This window comes from Antarctobacter sp., from assembly GCF_965277915.1.
Lineage (GTDB): Bacteria > Pseudomonadota > Alphaproteobacteria > Rhodobacterales > Rhodobacteraceae > Antarctobacter.
Window position 1 is genome coordinate 479,879 of sequence record NZ_OZ255849.1, and the last position, 18,440, is coordinate 498,318.

Consider the following 18,440-nt stretch of genomic DNA (forward strand, 5'->3'; position numbering starts at 1 on the left):
TTTGCGGTCAAATTACATCGTCCCGATGGTCCTAGCCACTTTGCAGGTGCAGCGCAACAAAAATACCGATGGCTATTTGGTATTGTTCAATTGTTGCGCGCCGTTGATTCCGGATGCGGTCATTGCAGGACATGCTAAGAGGCCCTCATGCCCGGAATTCTTGCAGATCTGACCCCGCTTACAGTCCTCATTGCCATTGGAATTGCGTCGCTCGCCGGTGTGATCAAGGGATTGGTCGGTTTTGCCATGCCGATGATTCTCGTCTCGGGGCTCGGCAGCCTCGTGGCGCCGGAACTGGCCCTGGCGGGATTGATCCTTCCGACATTGGTGACAAACGGATTCCAGGCGATGGCCCAGGGGCCAGGCGCCGCCGTGCAATCCGTACGCCGGTTCCGGGTTTTCCTGGGTGTTGCCTGCGTGATGCTGCTGTTGTCGGCGCAACTGGTGGCGGTGCTGCCGGGGCAGGTCCTGTTGCTGATGATCGGCGCACCGATCACCCTGTTCGCGATCCTGCAGCTTGCAGGCTGGCAGCCTAGTGTCGCACGCGAGGGGCACCGGGGGCTGGAAATCGGGATCGGGGTGTTCGCCGGGTTCATCGGCGGGTTCTCGGGCGTCTGGGGGCCGCCTACCGTGGCCTACCTGACAGCGATGGGCACCGAAAAGCGCGAACAGATGCGCGTACAGGGCGTGATCTACGGGCTGGGCGCGGTGGCGCTGACGCTGGCCCATATCGGCTCGGGCGTGTTGAACGCGGCGACCGTCTGGCTGTCGCTGGCATTGGTGCCGCCGGCGCTGGCGGGCATGTGGATCGGGTCGCGGGTGCAGAACCGGATCGACCAGCGCGCCTTTCGGCGGGCGACCTTGCTTGTGCTGCTGGTCGCGGGCTTGAACCTTGTGCGTCGCGCCTTAATCTGAGGTCCATGACGCAGCAGGATTGGCCCGCGCATGTGACGCGGCTTGTTGAGGATGAACTGGCGGGCTTTGCGGTGGAAAGCCAGGGCGACCGCTTGTTGCTGGAGGAGTTTGCACGTATGCGCGTGCGGCGTCCGCGCCCCATAACCGTCAATTTCAGCGGGGGGCTGACCCTGACCTGTTACAGCGTGACCCGTTCAGACGGTGCCTACACGGTGCTCTTCCTGCCGACGGCGGGCTATTTCAGCCTTTGCGTGGACAGCGATTTCGGACCGCTGGACATAGGCGTTCACGGCCCGGCGTTGGGCTGTTTTGCCTCGGTCTGAGGTGTCCTATCATCGTGATGGAGGGGGGATGGTGGAGCCTAGGGGGATCGAACCCCTGACCTCTACAATGCCATTGTAGCGCTCTCCCAGCTGAGCTAAGGCCCCATTCCCGGGCGACGCCAGCGGCGCCGTGCGGGGGTGATTACGCCCTGCCGCGAATGGGATCAAGCGGAAAATTGCGGCGGAGAGAGAATTTCCTCGCGAAGCCTCGGTAGGGCCTGTGGCGGCAGAGGAAACAAAGAAAAACGCCGGTCGGAAAACCGACCGGCGTTGCCGTGTTCAGCGCTGGTGACCAGCGATCAGGACTCGTCGTCTTCGTTCGAGACGTCCGTGATATCGTCCAGGGAAACGTTGTCGTCGTCTTCGTCCTCGAGAACATCGTCATCGTCGAGATCGACGTTGACGTCATCGTCGTCGATCAGATCGACTTCTTCCTCGGACTCCTTGGCCTTGGACTTGTTGGCCGCATCTGCCGAATCCGCAGCGATCATGCTCCGCTTGCCGGTTTCGAGGTTGACCACCTCGCCGGTGTAGGGGCTGACGATCGGGTCGCGGTTCAGGTCGTAGAAACGCTTGCCAGTGGTGGGGCAGACACGCTTGGTGCCCCATTCTTCCTTGGGCATGGGTGATCCCCTTCAACTCTCAGTGTCTGTCGACAATCCACGCCCCCTGCCATATCAGATGAGGGATGTCAAAAGCTTTGACGACAGGCAGCGGGGCAGGGGGCATATGGGGCAAATCACCTTGGGTGGCAACCCTCCGGTTTCGGTCGTCCTGCGGCGGTCGGCGCGAGCTCGCCGCCTGTCCCTGCGGATTTCGCAACTGGACGGGCGGGTCACGCTGACCTTGCCGCAGAAAGTGCCCGAGTCCGAGGGGCTTGCCTTTTTGCGCGCCAAGGAAAGCTGGCTGCGCGGGCATCTCGCCGGGGTCTCGGGGCCGGTGGTCGTCGGGCCGGGCGCGCGGCTGCCCGTCGAAGGCGTCCTGCACGAGGTGCGGCCGGGAAGCGGTCGCCAGGTGCGGCAATCCGATGGGGTATTGCTGGTCCCGGGCCCCGAGGACCGGATGGCGGCGCGTCTTAAGGGGTGGCTGCGGACGCGGGCGCGCGACCGGCTGGCGGAGGCCTCTGACCGGTATTCGGCGCGGTTGGGGCGGGGGTATAGCCGCCTGACATTGCGGGATACGCGGTCACGCTGGGGCAGCTGCACCCACGACGGCGGCCTGATGTATTCCTGGCGGCTGATCCTGGGCCACCCAGAGGTACTGGACTATGTCGCCGCACATGAGGTCGCGCACCTGCGTCACATGGATCATTCCGCCGCCTTCTGGCAGCAGGTCGAGGCGCTATATGGCGATTGGCGCAGTCCCCGCAAATGGTTGAAGGAACACGGTGCCGAATTGCACCGATACCGGTTCGACTAGGGTCTGGACTCATTGAGTTTCAAAGCCAGTAGATGACGGCTGCGGCGAGAGCGATGGCTGATAGGAAGACCTTCGGGCATCTGTCGTACCGGGTCGCAACACGCCGCCAGTCCTTCAGCCTGCCGAACATGATCTCGATCCGGTTGCGCCGTTTGTAGCGACGCTTGTCGTACTTTACAGGTTTCTTGCGCTGCTTTCGACCGGGGATACATGCGCGTATCCCTTTGTCTTGCAACGCTTCTCGGAACCAGTCGGCATCATAGCCGCGGTCACCAAGCAACCAATCGACGTTCGGCAGGCTGCTGAGCAAGGCGCGCGCCCCGATGTAGTCGCTCACCTGTCCGGCGGTCACGAACAGATCAAGCGGGCGTCCTTGGCTGTCGCAGATGGCATGCAGCTTGGTGTTCATGCCGCCCTTGGTGCGACCAATCAGGCGCCCACGCCCCCCTTTTTGACGCCCATGCTGGTCGCTGTCCGGTGGGCCTTGAGGTATGTCGCGTCGATCATGACTGTCTTCGTCTCACCGTGTTCAGCAGCCAAACCAGCCATCATTCGGGCAAAAACGCCTTTATCACTCCATCGCTTCCAGCGGTTGTAGAGCGTCTTGTGTGGACCATAGGCTGCAGGCGCATCGCGCCATCGTAACCCATTGCGGTTGATAAAGATAATCCCACTCAGCACACGCCGATCATCGACGCGGGGTTTGCCGTGGGACTTCGGAAAGAAAGGCTCGAGACGCGCCACCTGAGCATCGGTCAGCCAGAATAGATCAGACATGTTCACCGCTCTTTTTCGAACCGTGAATCACGACACCCCTCTGAAATCAATGGGTCCTGACCCTAGACCTTCGGATCCACAAGAGCAGGCGGGTCAGGCGCGGCAGAGCATCCTGCGCCTGGCGACCTGCGATGCGGGGGTGCAAATGCGCTGACCGGCGCGGAAACGCTCTTGCGCCCGCGCAGAGATGAAGTCGGCCCACAGCGTTTCCCGCCTTTCATATCGGGGCGCTTCTTGCTGGGGGTGCGACGCATCCTGCGGGCCGGCCTCGTGCCGCGCTTGCGATTTCAGATCGGCCTGCGTGTTGTCCGCACGAGCTTCCTCTGCCGGCGCTTTGCGGAGAGGTGCCGGGTCGCCTTGGTAGTCGCGTCTGTCCCGCGCCTCGCGCTCTGCGATGATGCGCAATTTCTCGGGGTTGTGCCAACGCAATGCGTCATAGGCGTCGTTCAGCTCGGCAAGCTTGCGCGCGCCTTCCTCGATATCGCCTCCGATGACGTCAGGATGGTGCGCCTTGACCAGCCTGATCCACGCGCGCCGGATGGTGGCAAAGTCGTCCTCGGGCGTGACGCCAAGCGTCTTGTAGGCGGACATCGGTGCGGTACGGGTCATGACAAACTCTCTTGCGGTGCATGGCACTGTCCGCGGTTCGCCCCCCGGAACCGTCGGATAAATCTCAAATTGAAGATAACTTTGATTCATGCACGACGTGTAGCCTGTTTCGTCTGCAAGGGTTAACGCCGCCAGGAGGCCCGTCACGACCCATTGACCCGCGCCGAAAATGTGATCACAAACAAGCCATGCAAGCCGTACCCAAAGCAGAGATCGCCGCTTCCGCCCATGACCGCGTCTATCGCGGGCTGCGTACGCGGATCATGCATGGGCAGATGGCGCCCGGTCAGGCGCTGACCCTGCGCGGTATCGGCCGGGAATTCGATGTCTCGATGACCCCCGCCCGCGAGGCCGTGAACCGTCTGGTGGCCGAGGGCGCGCTGACCATGTCATCGTCGGGGCGGGTGTCCACGCCTGAACTGTCGAACGAACGGATCGAGGAACTGGCCGCCCTGCGTGCCCTGATCGAGGTCGAACTGGCCTCGCGCGCCTTGCCGCGGGCGCATATCGCGCTGATCGACCGGTTGCAGACCATCAATGCCACCATCGCCGACGTCGTGTCGAACCGCGATTCGGTGGGCTATATCCGTACCAACCTGGAGTTCCACCGCACGCTTTACCTGCGGGCCCAGGCGCCCGCGATGCTGGCGATGGCGGAAACCGTCTGGCTGCAACTGGGGCCGACGATGCGGGCGCTCTACGGTCGGCTACGGCGGTCGGAACCGCCACAGTATCACCGCCTGATCATCGCGGCGCTGAAGGCTGGCGACGAGCCGGGCCTGCGGCTGGCCGTGCGCTCGGATGTCACGCAGGGGTTGCGGATGCTAGCGGGCTGACACGCGCCGCATTGGCAGGCGTGCCGCGATGCGGCATGAAAGACGCATGGAATTCGGACCGGTCTTCATCGCGCTGGGCATCTTGTTCCTGGCGGGGCTTGCGGCTGACGCCCTGGGGCGACGCACGCGCGTGCCCGGCGTGACCTTGCTGCTGGTGATGGGCGTGCTGATCGGATCGTCCGGGCTGGCGCTGCTGCCGGAGGCGGCCATCCTCTGGTACGAACCGCTGTCCATCGTGGCGTTGACGATGGTGGCCTTTTTGCTGGGGTCGTCGCTGCGCCATGACAAGGTCGCGGCGCACGGGCGGGCGATCCTGACGGTCTCCATGGCGGTGGTGCTGGCGACGATGGGTGTCGTCGCGGTGGGTCTCTGGCTGGCGGGCTTGCCGCCGGAACTGGCAATCCTGATCGGTGCGGTGGCCACGGCGACCGATCCGGCCGCGACGCAGGAAACCCTGCGTGAGGCTGGGAGCGAGGGCGATTTCGCCGATACCTTGCGCGGCATCGTGGCCATCGACGATGCCTGGGGCATGATGGTCTTTGCCCTGGCGGTCGTAGCCGCACAGGCTGTCGCCAACGGTGGCTTTGATCCCGGGTTGCTGCTTGTGGCCCTCTGGGAGGTGGGTGGCGCGCTGGTGCTTGGCCTTGTCATCGGTCTGCCCGGTGCCGTTCTGACCGGGCGCCTGCGCCCGGGTGAGCCGACACGGATCGAGGCGCTGGGCCTTGTCTTCCTGACCGCCGGGCTGGCGCTCTGGCTGGAGGTGTCGTTCCTCTTGGCAGGTATGGCGGCGGGGTCGGTGATCGCCAACAGGGCGCAGCACCACGAACATGCCTTCCACGAAATCGAGATGGTCGAGCGGCCTTTCCTAATCCTCTTTTTCCTGTTGGCCGGGGCGTCGATGCAGTTGGACGCACTTTCCGCGGTTGGTTGGATCGGGGTGGGCTATGTGGTCCTGCGTATCCTCGGACGCCTTGTCGGAGGATGGCTGGGCGGCCTGTTCGGCGGGCTGACGCCTGCCCAACGCCGCTGGGTCGGCCCGGCGCTGCTGCCGCAGGCCGGTGTCGCGGTGGGCATGGCGCTGGTCGCCACGGCCGAACTGCCGGCTGTTGGGGACATCCTGCTGACCCTGACCATCGGGACCACCGTGGTCTTTGAACTGATCGGCCCGGTGGTCACGCTTTTGGCCTTGCGTGCTGTACGCAAGGCTGATAGCGGGGCCTGACGCCCCGCCGGGCGTCAGGCCATCGCCGCGGACAGGGCGGTGTCCATCAGCCCCTTGATCGACGCGCGCGAGGTCTGGGCGACGATCCGGCCCAGTTCCGCCTGTCCTTTCAGGACAACCAGTGTGGACCGCCGCGGGATTTTCAGCGAGCGGACCAGTTCGGACCGGCCGTATTCGTCCCAATCCACGTCGATAAAGGTGATTTGCGCCTCGTAGTCCGGGTTTTCCGATTTCAGCACATTGATGACACGTTCCTGCGCGGCGCAGGTCGAACACCAGCTGGCCTTGAAATCCAGAAAGACGGTCTCGCCCTTGTCCAGGTGCTTTGTCACGAGACCGGGCTTGTAGGCCAGCGGTGCCGCATGGGCGGCAAGGGGCAGGGCAAGGGCCGATCCGGCGGTCAGGGTCAGAAAGCGGCGTCGATCCATGAGAAGGCTCCTTTGCAAGTCCATGTCTTGGGGTGAGGTCAGAGGGAAACGGAAAGGTCGATCAGCCAGGGTGGCAAGACGCCGATGAGCCAGGCTTCGACCAGGTGATTAAGATTGAAGAAAAGCGCCAGCCCCACGGCCACGAAGGTCGCGCCCAGGATCGGGCGCGCACGGACCGCAAGGGCGCGCAACTGGCTGTTGTAGCGGCCGATCGCGCCACGCGTACCATAGGCCAGGCCCAGGATCAGGGTCGAGACGCCAAGCGCAAAGAACAACATGATCAACGCGGCCCAGCCAAGATCCTGTCCCTGGCTGGCCAGCGAAATGGCACCGCCCAGCGTCGGGCCGATACAGGGGCTCCAGACCGCACCCAGAAGCAGCCCTCCCAGGAATTGCCCGCGCAGCGCACCCCGGTCGAGCTGGTCGATCTGCGCATCGGCACGGGCCGACAGACCGGCGGTGGCCGTCTCAAGCACGCCTGCCGCCTGTGGCAGCAACAGCGCCAGGCCGAAAAGCACCATCAGCACGGCGCCCACCCGGGACACGGTGTCGATGCCGATTCCCAGCGCATGGCCAAAGGCCGTGACGCCGACGCCCAGCACGACAAAGGAGAGGCTGAGCCCCGCCGCCATGACCAATGGTCCGGCCCGGCTGGCCTGCAGGGCAGTGGCGATGACGATCGGCAGCACCGGCACCACGCAGGGATTAATCAGGGTCAGCAGCCCGGCCCCATATGCGAATAACAGTTCCATGATGGGGATAGTGCCGGGTCGCAGGCGCCCCTGTCACCCGACAAAGCCCTGACGCATCGTCACGAGCGCGTGCAAATTGTTTCGCCTTGGCGCTCGGGCCATCGGCGGCCTCCCGTTACCGACGAACACAGGATTGCGCAGAAACATGCGCCGTCACCGCGACATCCAGCGCGACGGCGGCGGCCTAGGTTCGGAAGTTCATGGATCTGCACGCCCAACCTGCAACTGTAGGTTGAGAGAGGCGGGATCAGGCCATTTCAGTGCGACGTGCGATGGCTCAGGCCGCCAGACCCTTGGAGCCCATGTTCAGGAACTTGTCGCGGCGGGCGCGGATCAGGTCTTCGCGCGACATGCCGTCAAGATCGCCAAGAAGGCCGCCGATGGCACTGCGCACGGCGGCGATGGAGGCCTCGCCGTCGCGGTGCGCGCCGCCCAGCGGTTCCGGGATCACCCGGTCGCAGACGCCAAGCTGAAAGAGATCCTGCGCGGTCAGGCGCAGGGCCTCGGCCGCCTCGCGCATCTTGTCGGAATCCTTCCACAGGATCGAGGCGCAGCCCTCGGGCGAGATCACCGAGTAGACCGCGTGTTCCAGCATCGCGACCCGGTTGGCAGTGGCAAAGGCGACAGCCCCGCCCGAGCCGCCTTCGCCGATCACGACAGAGACCAACGGCACGCCGATCTGCAGGCATTTCTCGGTCGATCGCGCAATGGCTTCGGACTGGCCGCGTTCCTCTGCCCCCTTGCCGGGGTAGGCGCCTGGCGTGTCGATCAGCGTGACCACCGGCAGGCCGAACTTGTCGGCCATGTCCATCAGGCGCATCGCCTTGCGATAGCCTTCGGGGCGGGCCATGCCGAAATTGTGGGTGATGCGCGATCTGGTGTCGTTGCCCTTTTCATGGCCGATCACCACCACAGGGCGATCGTCCAGCCGGGCGAGGCCGCCCATCACGGCATGGTCGTCAGCAAAGCCGCGATCACCGGCCAGCGGCGTGAACTCGGTGAACAGGGCCTCGACATAGTCCTTGCAATGCGGCCGGTCGGGGTGGCGGGCGACCTGGCATTTCCGCCAAGGCGTCAGCTTGGCATAGAGATCCTTGAGCAAGGTCTCGGCCTTGCGGTCGAGCGCGGCCGCCTCTGCCGACACGTCCATTTCCTCGTTGTCACGCGCCATGCGGCGCAGCTCTTCGGCTTTGCCTTCGATTTCGGCCAGGGGTTTTTCGAAGTCGAGGTAATGAGTCATCCGGGTCTCCTTGCAGGCCGCTATATGGCCTCGCCGCGCACGGGATGCAATAAAGCAAGATTTGTCGCAACCGGCCGATCCAGGATCCGAAGGGGCTAGGGACACCCGTGATGACCTGACAGAACCACCCCGCCGCCACGCGTGAGGCCAGCATTCGCAGTGCCATGCGCCACTTCGTCGATCCGCCGCCAGAGGTTGTGCTGGCGGAAAACCGGTTGCCGCTTCCGGAGTGACCTCAGCCGAACAGGACCGGCACCATCGCGGCCAGAAGGATTGCTGCCATGCTCCAGTTGAACAGGCGCAATCGCCCGGGCTGGTTCAGCCAGCGGCGCAGTCCTGTGCCAAGGACCGTCCACGTCACGGCCGAGGCGGTTCCGATCACCGCGTAGGTGCCTGAAACCCAGGCCACGGCGGCAAAATCTCGGCTGGTGGCATAGAGCGTGATCGCGCCCAGGGCCATCGACCAGGCCTTTGGGTTGACCCACTGAAAGGCCGCCGCCTGCAGAAAGCTGAGCGGGCGAGCATTCCTGCCCGCCTCGCCCGGCGCCGCTTGGTTGGCGATCTTCCAGGCCAGCCAAAGCAGGTATGCGAACGCAACGACCTTTAGCAGGGTGTGGGCAAAGGGCCAGATTTCAAAGACCTGCATCACGCCCAGGCCGACCGGAAGGATCATCAGTGGAAACCCGTAGGCCACGCCCGCCAGGTGCGGCAGTGTCCGGCGCAGACCGAAATTCGCCCCCGATGTCATCAGCATCAGGTTGTTGGGCCCGGGTGAGAACACGGTGGCGGCGGCAAACAGCGCAAGGGCAAGGAGTAAGTCAGGCGTCATGGAGCAATGGTCGCCGGTTTATGCCGCTATTTGATTGCATTTTGTGGCGCTCGCGGCGTATTTCTGCAATCAATGATCGAAATGGATGCCATAGATCGCAAGATATTGCGAGAGCTTTCCGGTGACGGGAGGTTGAGCAACCTGGCCCTTGCAGAGCGGGTCGGCTTGTCGCCGTCCGCCTGTCTGCGCCGCACGCAGGCACTGGAAAAGACCGGGGTGATACTGGGGTATCGCGCGGTGCTCAGCGCAGAAAAGCGTGGCATCGGCTTTACAGCCTATATCACCGTGGGGTTGAACCAGCATACCAAGCCCGCGCAACTGGCCTTTGAGCAGGCGATGGCAGCGGCGCCCCAGGTGCGTGAATGTCACAATATCACCGGGCCGGTGGAATACCTGTTGCGGGTCGAGGTGGCCGATCTGGCCGCCTACAAACATTTCCATACCGATATCCTGGGCGCGCTGCCGCAGGTGCGTACGCTGACATCCTATGTCGTCATGGGATCGCCCAAGGACGAGCGGGCCTGAGCATACCCGCCGCGTATCGCGCTACATCCCCGGGTCTGCTAGGGAAGGGGCGAAGCGGCGTGACGGGAGGCAGGACATGCGGATGTTGATCCATCCCGGGTTCCACAAGACAGGCACCACCAGTCTGCAACGCGGGGCCGACGCACAGCGCGAGATCCTTGCCCCGCGCCTGCGGCTGGTCTTGCCGCATCACATCGAGCCGGTGAATTTTGCCGCCCGGCGTGTCTCGGTGGGAAGCAACGCCAAGCGCATCGTGGCATTTCGCGCGGCGGTGGCCGAGTTTGCGCAAGGCATCGACCCTATTGATGCGCGCCCGCTGCTTGTCAGCTCGGAACATCTCTGCGGTTTGCTGCCGGGGCGGAAATCCGTCACCACCTACGCAGCCGCGCCAGAGCTGCTGGGGCAAATGGTCGAGGTCCTGGCAGGTCAGCTTCCGGACCTGCCCCTGTCCATCTGGTTCACCACCCGCGCGCCAGAGGCCTGGCTGCAAAGCCTCTACTGGCAACTGCTGCGCAGCCAGAGGCTGACCGAGGGGCCAGAGCAGTTCGCCGAAGATTTTCGAGACGCGGCAGAGCTGGAGAGCATCGTGGCAAGGGTGGCGGCGCGGTTGGGCCGTCATGTCGACGTGTCCGCCACACGGTTGGAAGAGTGCGGCGCTGATCCGCTGGGGCCATTGGGCGTGGCGCTGGACCGGCTGCAGGTATCGCGCGCCGGACTGCGGCCCCTTGTGCGACAGAACGTGCAACCGGCAAAGGCAGCCGAGGACCTGTTGGCGCTCAACCGGTCCGACCTTGACGATGACGCTCTGGGCGCTGCCAAGACGGCCCTGCTGAAACGGTTGCGCAGGGCGGGCAGAACCCGCACGGAGTAGGGGCCGGACCCGAAGGTCCGGCCCGACACCTCAGTTGGCCGCGATCATCTCGGCCTGGCGGACGATGACCTCCGCCTGCTTGATCGAGGCGATGTCCACCAAGCGCCCCTTGTAGACGGTGGCGCCTTCGCCCTTGGCCTTGGCTTCTTCCATCGCGGCAAGGATCTCGCGGGCCTCGTTCACGGCCTCTTCGGTGGGCGTGAAGACCTCATTGGCCAGCGTCACCTGCTTTGGGTGGATCGCCCATTTGCCCACCATGCCCAGCGTGGCCGAGCGCAGCGCCTGGGCGCGGAACCCCTCGTCGTCGCTGAAGTCGCCGAACGGCCCGTCCACGGGCAGCACGCCGTGGGTGCGGCAGGCGGCCACGATCGCGGCCTGGGCCCAGTGCCAGGGATCGGACCAGTGCTTTTGGCCTTCGCGGATCATGTAGTAGTTTTCCTGGGTGCCGCCGATGCCGGTGGTCGCCATGCCCATCGAGGCCGCGAAATCGGCGGCGCCGAGGCTCATCGCCTCAAGCCGGGGCGACGCGGCGGCGATCTCCTCGACATGGGCGATGCCTGCGGCGCTTTCGATGATGACCTCGAACTTGATCGGCTTGGTCCGGCCCTTGGCGCGTTCCACCGCCGTCACCAGCGCATCGACGGCATAGATGTCCCCGGCGCAGCCGACCTTGGGGATCATGATCTGGTCAAGCCGCTCGGACGCCTGTTCCAGCAGGTCCACCACGTCGCGGTACCAATAGGGCGTGTCCAGACCGTTGATCCGCACCGACAGGGTCTTGTTGCCCCAGTCGACCTCGCCGATGGCCTTGATGATATTGGCACGCGCGCTGTCCTTGTCGGTCGGGGCCACCGAATCCTCGAGGTCGAGATTGATGACATCGGCCGCCGAGCCTGCCATCTTTTCAAAGATCGCCGGGCGCGAACCGGGGCCGAACAACTGGCAGCGGTTGGGGCGGGCCGGGGCGGCGGGCTGGATGCGGAAGGACATGGGCAGGGCCTTTCGGTCATAAAGTTGCGTGTGCGTTGGTATACGGGTTATAAAACTGCGCAAGCCGCTGCAAGCGGATTTCGCTGCAGAGCGGCATTCCGCATCGCATGCATGATTCTTCGGCATTTTGGTCGAAACCTGCAAGAAACGTCGAAGATTTCCGCGTATCGGCGCAGGAACGCAAGGCAGTTCGGCGGCGACTCAGGCATGGTCGGGCAAATTCTGAATTCGGAGGCGTCCATGATCGAGACACCCTATCTTCTGTTCCTGGGCGATGCGCCCGACCCGCTGGCGGCCAAGGTGGCCCAGGGAATCCGCGATTGGCGGCCGGAAAACTGTGTCGGCCAGTTGCGCCTGGATGGTTGCAAGGCCGACCTTGGGCTGACGGACATGGACCTGGCGGCGGCCAAGGAGGCGGGCGCCAAGACGTTGGTGATCGGCGTGGCCAACCGCGGCGGCAAGATCAGCCAGACCTGGAAAAAGGTCCTGGTCGAGGCCCTCGAGGAAGGGTTCGACCTGGCCTCGGGGCTTCACAACCTGCTGCGGGACGAGCCCGACCTGAAGGCCGTGGCCGAGGCCACGGGCCGCGCCCTGCACGACGTGCGGGTGCCCGAGGTCGACTATCCGATCGCGGATGGCAAGATGCGGACCGGCAAGCGCGTTCTGGCCGTGGGCACCGATTGTTCGGTGGGCAAGATGTACACCACCCTGGCGCTGGACAAGGCGATGCGCGACCGGGGCATGAAATCGACCTTCCGCGCCACCGGCCAGACCGGCATCCTGATCACCGGTGATGGCGTGCCGCTGGATGCGGTTGTGGCGGATTTCATGGCCGGCAGCATCGAATGGCTGACGCCCGACAACGATGCCGACCATTGGGACGTGATCGAAGGACAGGGCAGCCTGTTCCACGTGTCCTTTTCCGGCGTGACCATGGCCCTGATCCACGGCGGCCAGCCCGACGCGCTGATCCTGTGCCACGAGCCGACGCGGACCCATATGCGCGGCCTGCCGGACTATGACCTGCCCTCGCTGGAAGAGGTGCGGGACCTGTCGATGTCGCTGGCAAAGGTCGCCAACCCCGGTTGCCAAGTGGTTGGCGTTTCGATCAACACGCAGCACATGGGCGAAGCCGAAGCGGTGCGCTATTGCGAAGAGGTCGAGGCGCGTCTTGGCCTGCCCACGGTGGACCCGTTCCGGCACGGTGCGGACCGGTTGGCCGAGGCGCTCGAGGCGCTCTGACGACGGGCGGTCCGGCCTTTGGGCGGACGCTGTTTCGCGCCTTCGGGCGTGAAAGACGCCCCGCCCGCCGTCCCTTTGGGCGCTCCCTGCGTTGCGGCGCGCGGGACGACAGGTTGCGGCGTCAGAGTATTTTCAAAGAGAAGAAGCAGGAAGGACGGGCATGACGATCAGTGTTTCACGAGACGTGTTCCGGCTCGCCGAGGCCTTTACCATTTCGCGGGGCAGCCGGACCGAGGCGCAAGTCCTGACCGTGCGGGTCACGCGCGGCAAGGTCATGGGGTGGGGCGAATGCGTGCCCTATGCCCGCTATGACGAGACGCTGGACAGCGTAACCGCCGAGATCGAAGCCTTGCCCGAGGGGATTTCTCGCATGGCGCTGCAAGAGGCTCTGCCCGCCGGGGCGGCGCGCAACGCCTTGGATTGTGCGCTTTGGGATATGGAGGCGAAGGCCGCCGGACATCGCGCCTGGGAACTGGCCGGTCTGGCGAAACCGGGGCCCGAGATCACCGCCTATACCCTGTCGCTGGACACGCCGGAGAAGATGGAGGCCTCGGCGCGCAAACACGCGGCACGGCCCTTGCTCAAGATCAAGCTGGGCACGCCTGACGACATGCCCCGGCTGGAGGCGGTGCGCCGCGGTGCGCCCGATGCAAGGATCATCGTCGATGCCAACGAGGGCTGGAGTGCCGAGGTCTATGCCGATCTCGCGCCGCACCTGGTGCGGCTGGGGGTCGCGCTTGTCGAACAGCCACTGCCAGCCGGCGAGGACGAGGCGCTGATCGGGATGGAGCGCCCGGTGCCCGTCTGTGCCGACGAGAGCTGTCATGACCGTGCCTCGCTGCCCGCGCTCAAGGGCAAGTACGACGTGGTGAACATCAAGCTGGACAAGACCGGCGGCCTGACCGAGGCGCTGGCCCTGCGCGATGCGGCGCTGGCCGAAGGATACGATGTCATGGTGGGCTGCATGGTCGGCTCGTCCCTGGCGATGGCCCCGGCGGTGCTGGTGGCCCAGGGGGCTCTGGTCACCGATCTGGACGGGCCCTTGCTGTTGGCCGAGGACCGGGACGTGCCGCTGACATTTGATGCCAAGGGCGTTCACCCGCCCGTGGCGACGCTCTGGGGCTGAAAAGGCATGCCGCCGCTGCCCTCGGGCCGAGGCTTGCAGCCTGCAGACGCCCTGCCTAAAAGATGCTGAACACCGCTTTCAAGGATCACGCCCATGACCCGTACCGTCTATGTGAACGGAGACTTCCTGCCTGAACACGAGGCCAAGGTCTCGATCTTCGACCGGGCCTTTCTCATGGCCGATGGCGTCTACGAGGTCACGTCGGTCCTGGACGGCAAGCTGATCGATTTCGACGGCCACGCGAAACGGCTGCAGCGGTCGCTGGATGAGCTGGAGATGCGCAACCCCGTCACCGCAGAGGAGCTGCTGCAGATCCACCGCGACCTGGTTGAAAAGAACGGGATCGTGGACGGGCTGGTCTATCTGCAGATCACGCGGGGCGCGCCCGACGACCGCGACTTTGTTTTCCCCGACCCCGAGACCACGACGCCGACCATCGTTCTGTTCACCCAGAACAAGCCCGGTCTTGCGGAAAGCCCGGCGGCGAAGAAGGGCATCAAGGTGATCTCGATCGAGGATGCACGCTGGGGCCGGCGCGATATCAAGACGGTGCAGTTGCTCTATCCCTCCATGGGCAAGATGATGGCCAAAAAGGCCGGTGCCGATGACGCCTGGATGGTCGAGGATGGTTTCGTGACCGAGGGCACCTCGAACAACGCCTATTTCATCAAGGGCAACAAGATCGTCACCCGTGCCCTGTCCAATGACATCCTGCACGGGATCACCCGTGCCGCCGTCCTGCGGTTCGCGCGCGAGGCGCAGATGGAAGTCGAAGAACGCAATTTCACCATCGAGGAAGCGCAGGGGGCCGACGAGGCCTTCATCACCTCTGCCTCGACCTTCGTGATGCCGGTGGTCGAGATCGACGGCGTGGCACTGGGCGATGGCACGCCGGGACAACGTGCCCTGCGCCTGCGAGATATCTACCTCGACGAGAGCCGCAAGGCAGCGATCTGATCCGATGACGGCCAGGGCGCTTGTCGAAGTCATCGGCGCGCTGGTCATCTTCCTGATTCTGGCGGCGCTTGGACTGTTCCATGTGCCCAGCGAGGAACCGACAATCGAGGCCGGACTGCGCGCGCAGGCCAAGGTGCTCATGTCCGGGTATCCCGATCCGCCCGTGCTGACCGTCGATGGACGGGTGATCACGGTCGAGGGTCTGGTCCAGAGCCGCGCGGACATGCGCGCGATCGAGAGCGCGCTGCGCGGGATCGACGGTGTCGAAGAGGTGCGTGTACGCCTCCAGGTTCTGCCCAGCGTCGCGCAGTTCACCTACAGCCTGCGCAAGGACGACACGGGGACGCGTCTCAGCGGTCACGTCACTACAGCCACCACCGCCGAGGCATTGGGTCGGATCTCTGGAGCGGATGCGACCACCTTGCAGATCGCACGAGGCGCGCCCCTGGGGGATTGGGATGCCGCCATTCTGGCGCTGACCGAAAGCGCCGCTATCCTGGACAGGGCGGAGATCGAGGTCAGCGCGACAAGCGGCACGATCCGGGGAGAGGCGCTCTGGCCCGCAGATGCGCAGGCAGTGACGGCCCTGCTCGACAATTTGCCCGCGGAACTGTCGATCAAGCGAGAGATCAGCGTGCGTGACGACGGTGCGCCTTTTCTGCTGGTGGCAGAGCGACACCCCCACCGGGGTGTTTTCCTGCGCGGCAAGCTTCCTCCGGGGCTAAACGTGCAGGCCCTCGCAGGCGTATTCGACAGAGTTCAGGAGAATGCCTTGGTGAACGGCCCGGTCGACCCCGGCCTGCCCGATCTGGGACCGACCATGACTGGTGCGATCAAGGTACTTGGCGCTGCAAGGCAGGGGGTGGCCGTGGTGATGCCCGGTTCCGTGGTTCTGACCGGTTTGGACGGTGGCCCTGAGATGGACAGCGCGCTGACGACCCTGCGCGCGGATCTGCCTGCCAACTACCGTCTGGACGTATCGACATTGCCCGAGGCGCCGCCAAGGCCGTTCTGGCTGCTGCTCGAGCGGCGCAATGGGGCGGTTACGGCAACGGGTGTCCTGCCCGACGGCATCGGGTCCGAGGATCTGGGCAGCGCGCTGGGTGCCGACGTCTCTCGCCTTTTGCAATCACCATTGCCCGACACGCTCGACTGGATTGCCAGCGTGGCGGCGGTGCAAGGCGCCTTTGCCGAGGTGATCGAGGGCAGCATCCTGCTGGAAGAGACATCCGTCACGCTGAACGCGGTTCTGGCTGATCCCGACAGAGCGGCCCGGGTCGAAACACGGCTTGCGGCCTTGCCGCAGGGCACCGACCTGCGCAGCCATGTCGAGTTGCAGAGCGATGGCCGCGATCCGGACGCGACCCTGACCTATCATCCCGAAACGGGCCTGGCGCTTGGCGGTGTGCTGCCTGTCGATCTGGACGCCGCCGAGATAGCCGGTCTACTCGGGCTGCCGCCCGCCAGCGGGGATGTTCAGCAGGACCTGGATACCGCGCTGCCGAGTGCGGCGCCCTTGTTGAGGGCCGTCGAACGCTGGCTGGGAGAGGCCGAAGCGCTGACCATCACGCTGGCGGTTGGGCAGCTTTCGGTCGAGGGTGTCCTCCCGCCCGGTGTCGACGTGGAACTGGTCGAGGCGTCAACACGCGCCGCGCTTGGGCCTGATGACAAGCTGTCGCTGTCCGTGCTGCAGGACTACCCGGCAGCCGGAACGCAGCGACAGAACGCGGCCCTTGGGGCAGAGCAGGTCTTTCAGGCGGGCTTTTGGTTGCCGCTTATTGAATTCGAGCCCTCCGTGGCCGAATGCGCCCGGCAGAGCCGCCGTGCCCAAGGCGATGAGCAGGTGCGGTTCCTCGCGGGAGAAACACGGCTGGACGCGCGGTCGATCCGGGGCGTGAACGCGCTTTCGGCTGTGGCGCGGATCTGCGTGGGGCAGGGCGGGTTGGCCTTGCGCGTCGAGGGGCATAGCGACAACTTCGGCGCCGAGGGCATCAACCGGTTGCTGAGCCGCCTGCGGGCCGAGGTCGTGGCGAAAGAGATCGCCAGGCGCGGCGTTCCCGAAACCGCGATCGAGGTGATAGCCTATGGCCCGGATCGGCCCGTGGCAAATAATGCGACGCCGGTGGGGCGGGCGCGCAACCGCCGCATCTCGCTGGTCTGGTCGACGCCGGTTCAGGCGGTCCGGTAGGACAGTTTCAGTTAGCCTGATCGCGCATAAGATGCGCGGACAGCCAGTCTGCCGCGTGGCGCCCGGCCCACAACCCGGTGGCCAGACAGCCGGTCAGCAGGTAGCCGCCGGTCGGCGCCTCCCAATCGAGCATCTCGCCCGCGCAAAAGGTGCCGGGCAGGTCGCGCAGCATTAGCCCGCGATCCAAGGCCGCAAACGGCACGCCGCCCGCCGTCGAAATCGCCTCGTCCATCGGTCTGGGGGTTGCGCCCTTCAGGTTCAGTGACTTGACGATCTTCGCCAGCGCCTGCGCATCATCCGGTAGGGGGCGCGCGCATTCCATCAGCAGGGCCCGCGCGGCGGGGGAAAGCGCCAAGGCCTTGCGCAGGGCGTTGGCGCGGCTCTGCTTGCCCCGTGGACGGGACAGCCGTGCCGTCAGCGAGGCGATGTCCATATCCGGTTTCAGGTCGATCCGCAGCGGGTGGCCGGTTCGCAGCGCAGGTGTCAGCGGGTAGATGCCGCCGCCTTCCAATCCCCGGGCCGAGATCACGACCTCGCCGCGGCTGGTCATGTCCCTGGCGGTGAGCGTGATGTTCTTCAGCGGTTCTCCGAAGTGCCGTTTCATGTGGTCGGACCAGTCCACCGACAAACCGACATTGGAGGGGGCGAAGGGGGTGACCTGAAGGCCGGCCTGCCGGAAATGCCCGGCCCAGACCCCGTCCGATCCCAGCCGCGCCCAACTGGCGCCGCCAAGGGCCAGAACGGTGACGGCGGGATGTTCGGTCCGTTGCCCCTTGGGCGTGTCGAACGACAGGTCGCCATCCGGGTCCCAGCCCAGCCAGCGCCAGCGGGTCCGGATCTCCAGCCCCATGCCATCCAGCCGCGTCAGCCAGGCGCGCAGCAGGGGAGAGGCCTTCATGACCTCGGGAAACAGCCGCAGGGTCGAGCCGGTAAAGGTCTTCTGTCCCAGCCCCTCGGTCCAGGCCGCGACCTCGCCGGGGCCAAAGGCGCCAATCATTGGCGCGAGGTCGGACACTGCCGCGCCATAGGCGGCCAGAAAACGCTCCGGCTCTTCCATCTTGGTCAGGTTCAGCCCGGACTTGCCGGCCATCAGCAGCTTGCGCGCCAAAGACGGTTTGGCTTCGACCAGTGTCACCGTGTGACCTGCGGACAGCAGGGCATCGGCAGCCATGAGCCCCGCAGGCCCCCCGC

At 65.1% G+C, this 18,440-nt stretch carries 20 protein-coding genes and 1 tRNA gene; 11 read left to right on the forward strand and 10 right to left on the reverse strand.

Annotated features, from left to right (window positions below):
* Positions 1 to 147: 147 nt before the first annotated feature.
* Together ACQY5B_RS03255 and ACQY5B_RS03260 are read left to right on the forward strand one after the other, a co-directional pair.
* The gene (locus ACQY5B_RS03255; protein ID WP_305969126.1) at positions 148 to 915 is read left to right on the forward strand and encodes a sulfite exporter TauE/SafE family protein; all 768 of its coding nucleotides are present in this window, start codon (positions 148 to 150) and stop codon (positions 913 to 915) included.
* A 5-nt stretch (positions 916 to 920) separates the two neighbouring features.
* Entirely contained in the window at positions 921 to 1,238 is a 318-nt protein-coding gene (locus ACQY5B_RS03260) for a hypothetical protein (RefSeq protein WP_420326399.1), read from the forward strand.
* Positions 1,239 to 1,267: 29 nt separating this feature from the next.
* Here the strand turns inward: ACQY5B_RS03260 and ACQY5B_RS03265 are convergent.
* Both ACQY5B_RS03265 and ACQY5B_RS03270 read right to left on the reverse strand, forming a co-directional pair.
* Positions 1,268 to 1,343: transfer RNA gene (locus ACQY5B_RS03265), tRNA-Ala, on the reverse strand.
* A 194-nt stretch (positions 1,344 to 1,537) separates the two neighbouring features.
* Positions 1,538 to 1,861, reverse strand: coding sequence for a TIGR02300 family protein (locus ACQY5B_RS03270; RefSeq protein ID WP_305972500.1), 324 nt, complete (start codon positions 1,859 to 1,861; stop codon positions 1,538 to 1,540).
* A 106-nt stretch (positions 1,862 to 1,967) separates the two neighbouring features.
* Here ACQY5B_RS03270 and ACQY5B_RS03275 point away from each other — a divergent pair, with 106 nt between their 5' ends.
* Complete coding sequence (locus ACQY5B_RS03275) at positions 1,968 to 2,657, forward strand: M48 family metallopeptidase (RefSeq protein ID WP_305972499.1); 690 nt, start codon at positions 1,968 to 1,970, stop codon at positions 2,655 to 2,657.
* A gap of 19 nt (positions 2,658 to 2,676) precedes the next feature.
* Here ACQY5B_RS03275 and ACQY5B_RS03280 read toward each other — a convergent pair.
* Together ACQY5B_RS03280 and ACQY5B_RS03285 are read right to left on the reverse strand one after the other, a co-directional pair.
* Positions 2,677 to 3,434 (reverse strand): IS5 family transposase gene (locus ACQY5B_RS03280; RefSeq protein ID WP_420328558.1). Its coding sequence is split into 2 segments (ribosomal slippage): positions 2,677 to 3,113 and positions 3,113 to 3,434, totalling 759 coding nucleotides; the frame shifts between segments, so codons are not numbered across the junction.
* 93 nt (positions 3,435 to 3,527) lie between these two features.
* Positions 3,528 to 4,043, reverse strand: a complete 516-nt coding sequence (locus ACQY5B_RS03285) for a J domain-containing protein (protein WP_420326398.1) — start codon at positions 4,041 to 4,043, stop codon at positions 3,528 to 3,530.
* A gap of 188 nt (positions 4,044 to 4,231) precedes the next feature.
* Between ACQY5B_RS03285 and ACQY5B_RS03290 the strand changes: the two genes are divergently transcribed.
* Positions 4,232 to 4,879, forward strand: coding sequence for a GntR family transcriptional regulator (locus ACQY5B_RS03290; protein WP_305972497.1), 648 nt, complete (start codon positions 4,232 to 4,234; stop codon positions 4,877 to 4,879).
* A 46-nt stretch (positions 4,880 to 4,925) separates the two neighbouring features.
* Positions 4,926 to 6,101 carry a cation:proton antiporter gene (locus ACQY5B_RS03295; RefSeq protein ID WP_420326397.1) on the forward strand — a complete coding sequence of 392 codons (1,176 nt, stop codon included), beginning with the start codon at positions 4,926 to 4,928 and terminating at the stop codon, positions 6,099 to 6,101.
* Between the two features lie 14 nt (positions 6,102 to 6,115).
* On the opposite strand, the gene ACQY5B_RS03300 is transcribed toward ACQY5B_RS03295, so the two are convergent.
* The 4 genes from ACQY5B_RS03300 to ACQY5B_RS03315 form a co-directional block, all read right to left on the reverse strand.
* Positions 6,116 to 6,529, reverse strand: a complete 414-nt coding sequence (locus tag ACQY5B_RS03300) for a thioredoxin family protein (RefSeq protein ID WP_420326395.1) — start codon at positions 6,527 to 6,529, stop codon at positions 6,116 to 6,118.
* Between the two features lie 38 nt (positions 6,530 to 6,567).
* The gene (locus ACQY5B_RS03305) at positions 6,568 to 7,281 is read right to left on the reverse strand and encodes a cytochrome c biogenesis CcdA family protein (RefSeq protein ID WP_420326394.1); all 714 of its coding nucleotides are present in this window, start codon (positions 7,279 to 7,281) and stop codon (positions 6,568 to 6,570) included.
* Between the two features lie 277 nt (positions 7,282 to 7,558).
* Positions 7,559 to 8,521 carry an acetyl-CoA carboxylase carboxyltransferase subunit alpha gene (locus ACQY5B_RS03310; RefSeq protein ID WP_420326393.1) on the reverse strand — a complete coding sequence of 321 codons (963 nt, stop codon included), beginning with the start codon at positions 8,519 to 8,521 and terminating at the stop codon, positions 7,559 to 7,561.
* 235 nt (positions 8,522 to 8,756) lie between these two features.
* Complete coding sequence (locus tag ACQY5B_RS03315) at positions 8,757 to 9,350, reverse strand: LysE family translocator (protein WP_420326392.1); 594 nt, start codon at positions 9,348 to 9,350, stop codon at positions 8,757 to 8,759.
* Positions 9,351 to 9,422: 72 nt separating this feature from the next.
* On the opposite strand from ACQY5B_RS03315, the gene ACQY5B_RS03320 reads away from it, so the two are divergent.
* Both ACQY5B_RS03320 and ACQY5B_RS03325 read left to right on the forward strand, forming a co-directional pair.
* Positions 9,423 to 9,875 carry an Lrp/AsnC family transcriptional regulator gene (locus ACQY5B_RS03320; RefSeq protein WP_420326391.1) on the forward strand — a complete coding sequence of 151 codons (453 nt, stop codon included), beginning with the start codon at positions 9,423 to 9,425 and terminating at the stop codon, positions 9,873 to 9,875.
* Between the two features lie 76 nt (positions 9,876 to 9,951).
* A complete protein-coding gene (locus ACQY5B_RS03325) occupies positions 9,952 to 10,746 on the forward strand; it encodes a hypothetical protein (RefSeq protein WP_420326390.1) in 795 nt (264 codons plus the stop codon).
* A gap of 30 nt (positions 10,747 to 10,776) precedes the next feature.
* Here ACQY5B_RS03325 and ACQY5B_RS03330 read toward each other — a convergent pair whose 3' ends face one another.
* Positions 10,777 to 11,736, reverse strand: a complete 960-nt coding sequence (locus tag ACQY5B_RS03330) for an L-malyl-CoA/beta-methylmalyl-CoA lyase (RefSeq protein ID WP_420326389.1) — start codon at positions 11,734 to 11,736, stop codon at positions 10,777 to 10,779.
* Between the two features lie 240 nt (positions 11,737 to 11,976).
* Here ACQY5B_RS03330 and dgcN point away from each other — a divergent pair, with 240 nt between their 5' ends.
* From dgcN to ACQY5B_RS03350, 4 genes are all read left to right on the forward strand, one after another.
* Positions 11,977 to 12,978: an N-acetyltransferase DgcN gene (gene dgcN, locus ACQY5B_RS03335; protein ID WP_420326388.1), complete on the forward strand. Its 1,002-nt coding sequence runs from the start codon at positions 11,977 to 11,979 to the stop codon at positions 12,976 to 12,978.
* Between the two features lie 160 nt (positions 12,979 to 13,138).
* Positions 13,139 to 14,104, forward strand: coding sequence for an N-acetyl-D-Glu racemase DgcA (gene dgcA, locus ACQY5B_RS03340; protein WP_420326387.1), 966 nt, complete (start codon positions 13,139 to 13,141; stop codon positions 14,102 to 14,104).
* A gap of 93 nt (positions 14,105 to 14,197) precedes the next feature.
* Positions 14,198 to 15,061 carry a D-amino-acid transaminase gene (locus ACQY5B_RS03345; protein ID WP_420326386.1) on the forward strand — a complete coding sequence of 288 codons (864 nt, stop codon included), beginning with the start codon at positions 14,198 to 14,200 and terminating at the stop codon, positions 15,059 to 15,061.
* A 4-nt stretch (positions 15,062 to 15,065) separates the two neighbouring features.
* Positions 15,066 to 17,249 (forward strand): OmpA family protein, encoded by a 2,184-nt coding sequence (locus ACQY5B_RS03350; RefSeq protein WP_420326385.1) that lies wholly within the window; start codon positions 15,066 to 15,068, stop codon positions 17,247 to 17,249.
* 7 nt (positions 17,250 to 17,256) lie between these two features.
* Here the strand turns inward: ACQY5B_RS03350 and ACQY5B_RS03355 are convergent, their stop codons facing one another.
* Positions 17,257 to 18,420 (reverse strand): TIGR03862 family flavoprotein, encoded by a 1,164-nt coding sequence (locus tag ACQY5B_RS03355; protein WP_420326384.1) that lies wholly within the window; start codon positions 18,418 to 18,420, stop codon positions 17,257 to 17,259.
* Between the last annotated feature and the right edge of the window lie 20 nt (positions 18,421 to 18,440).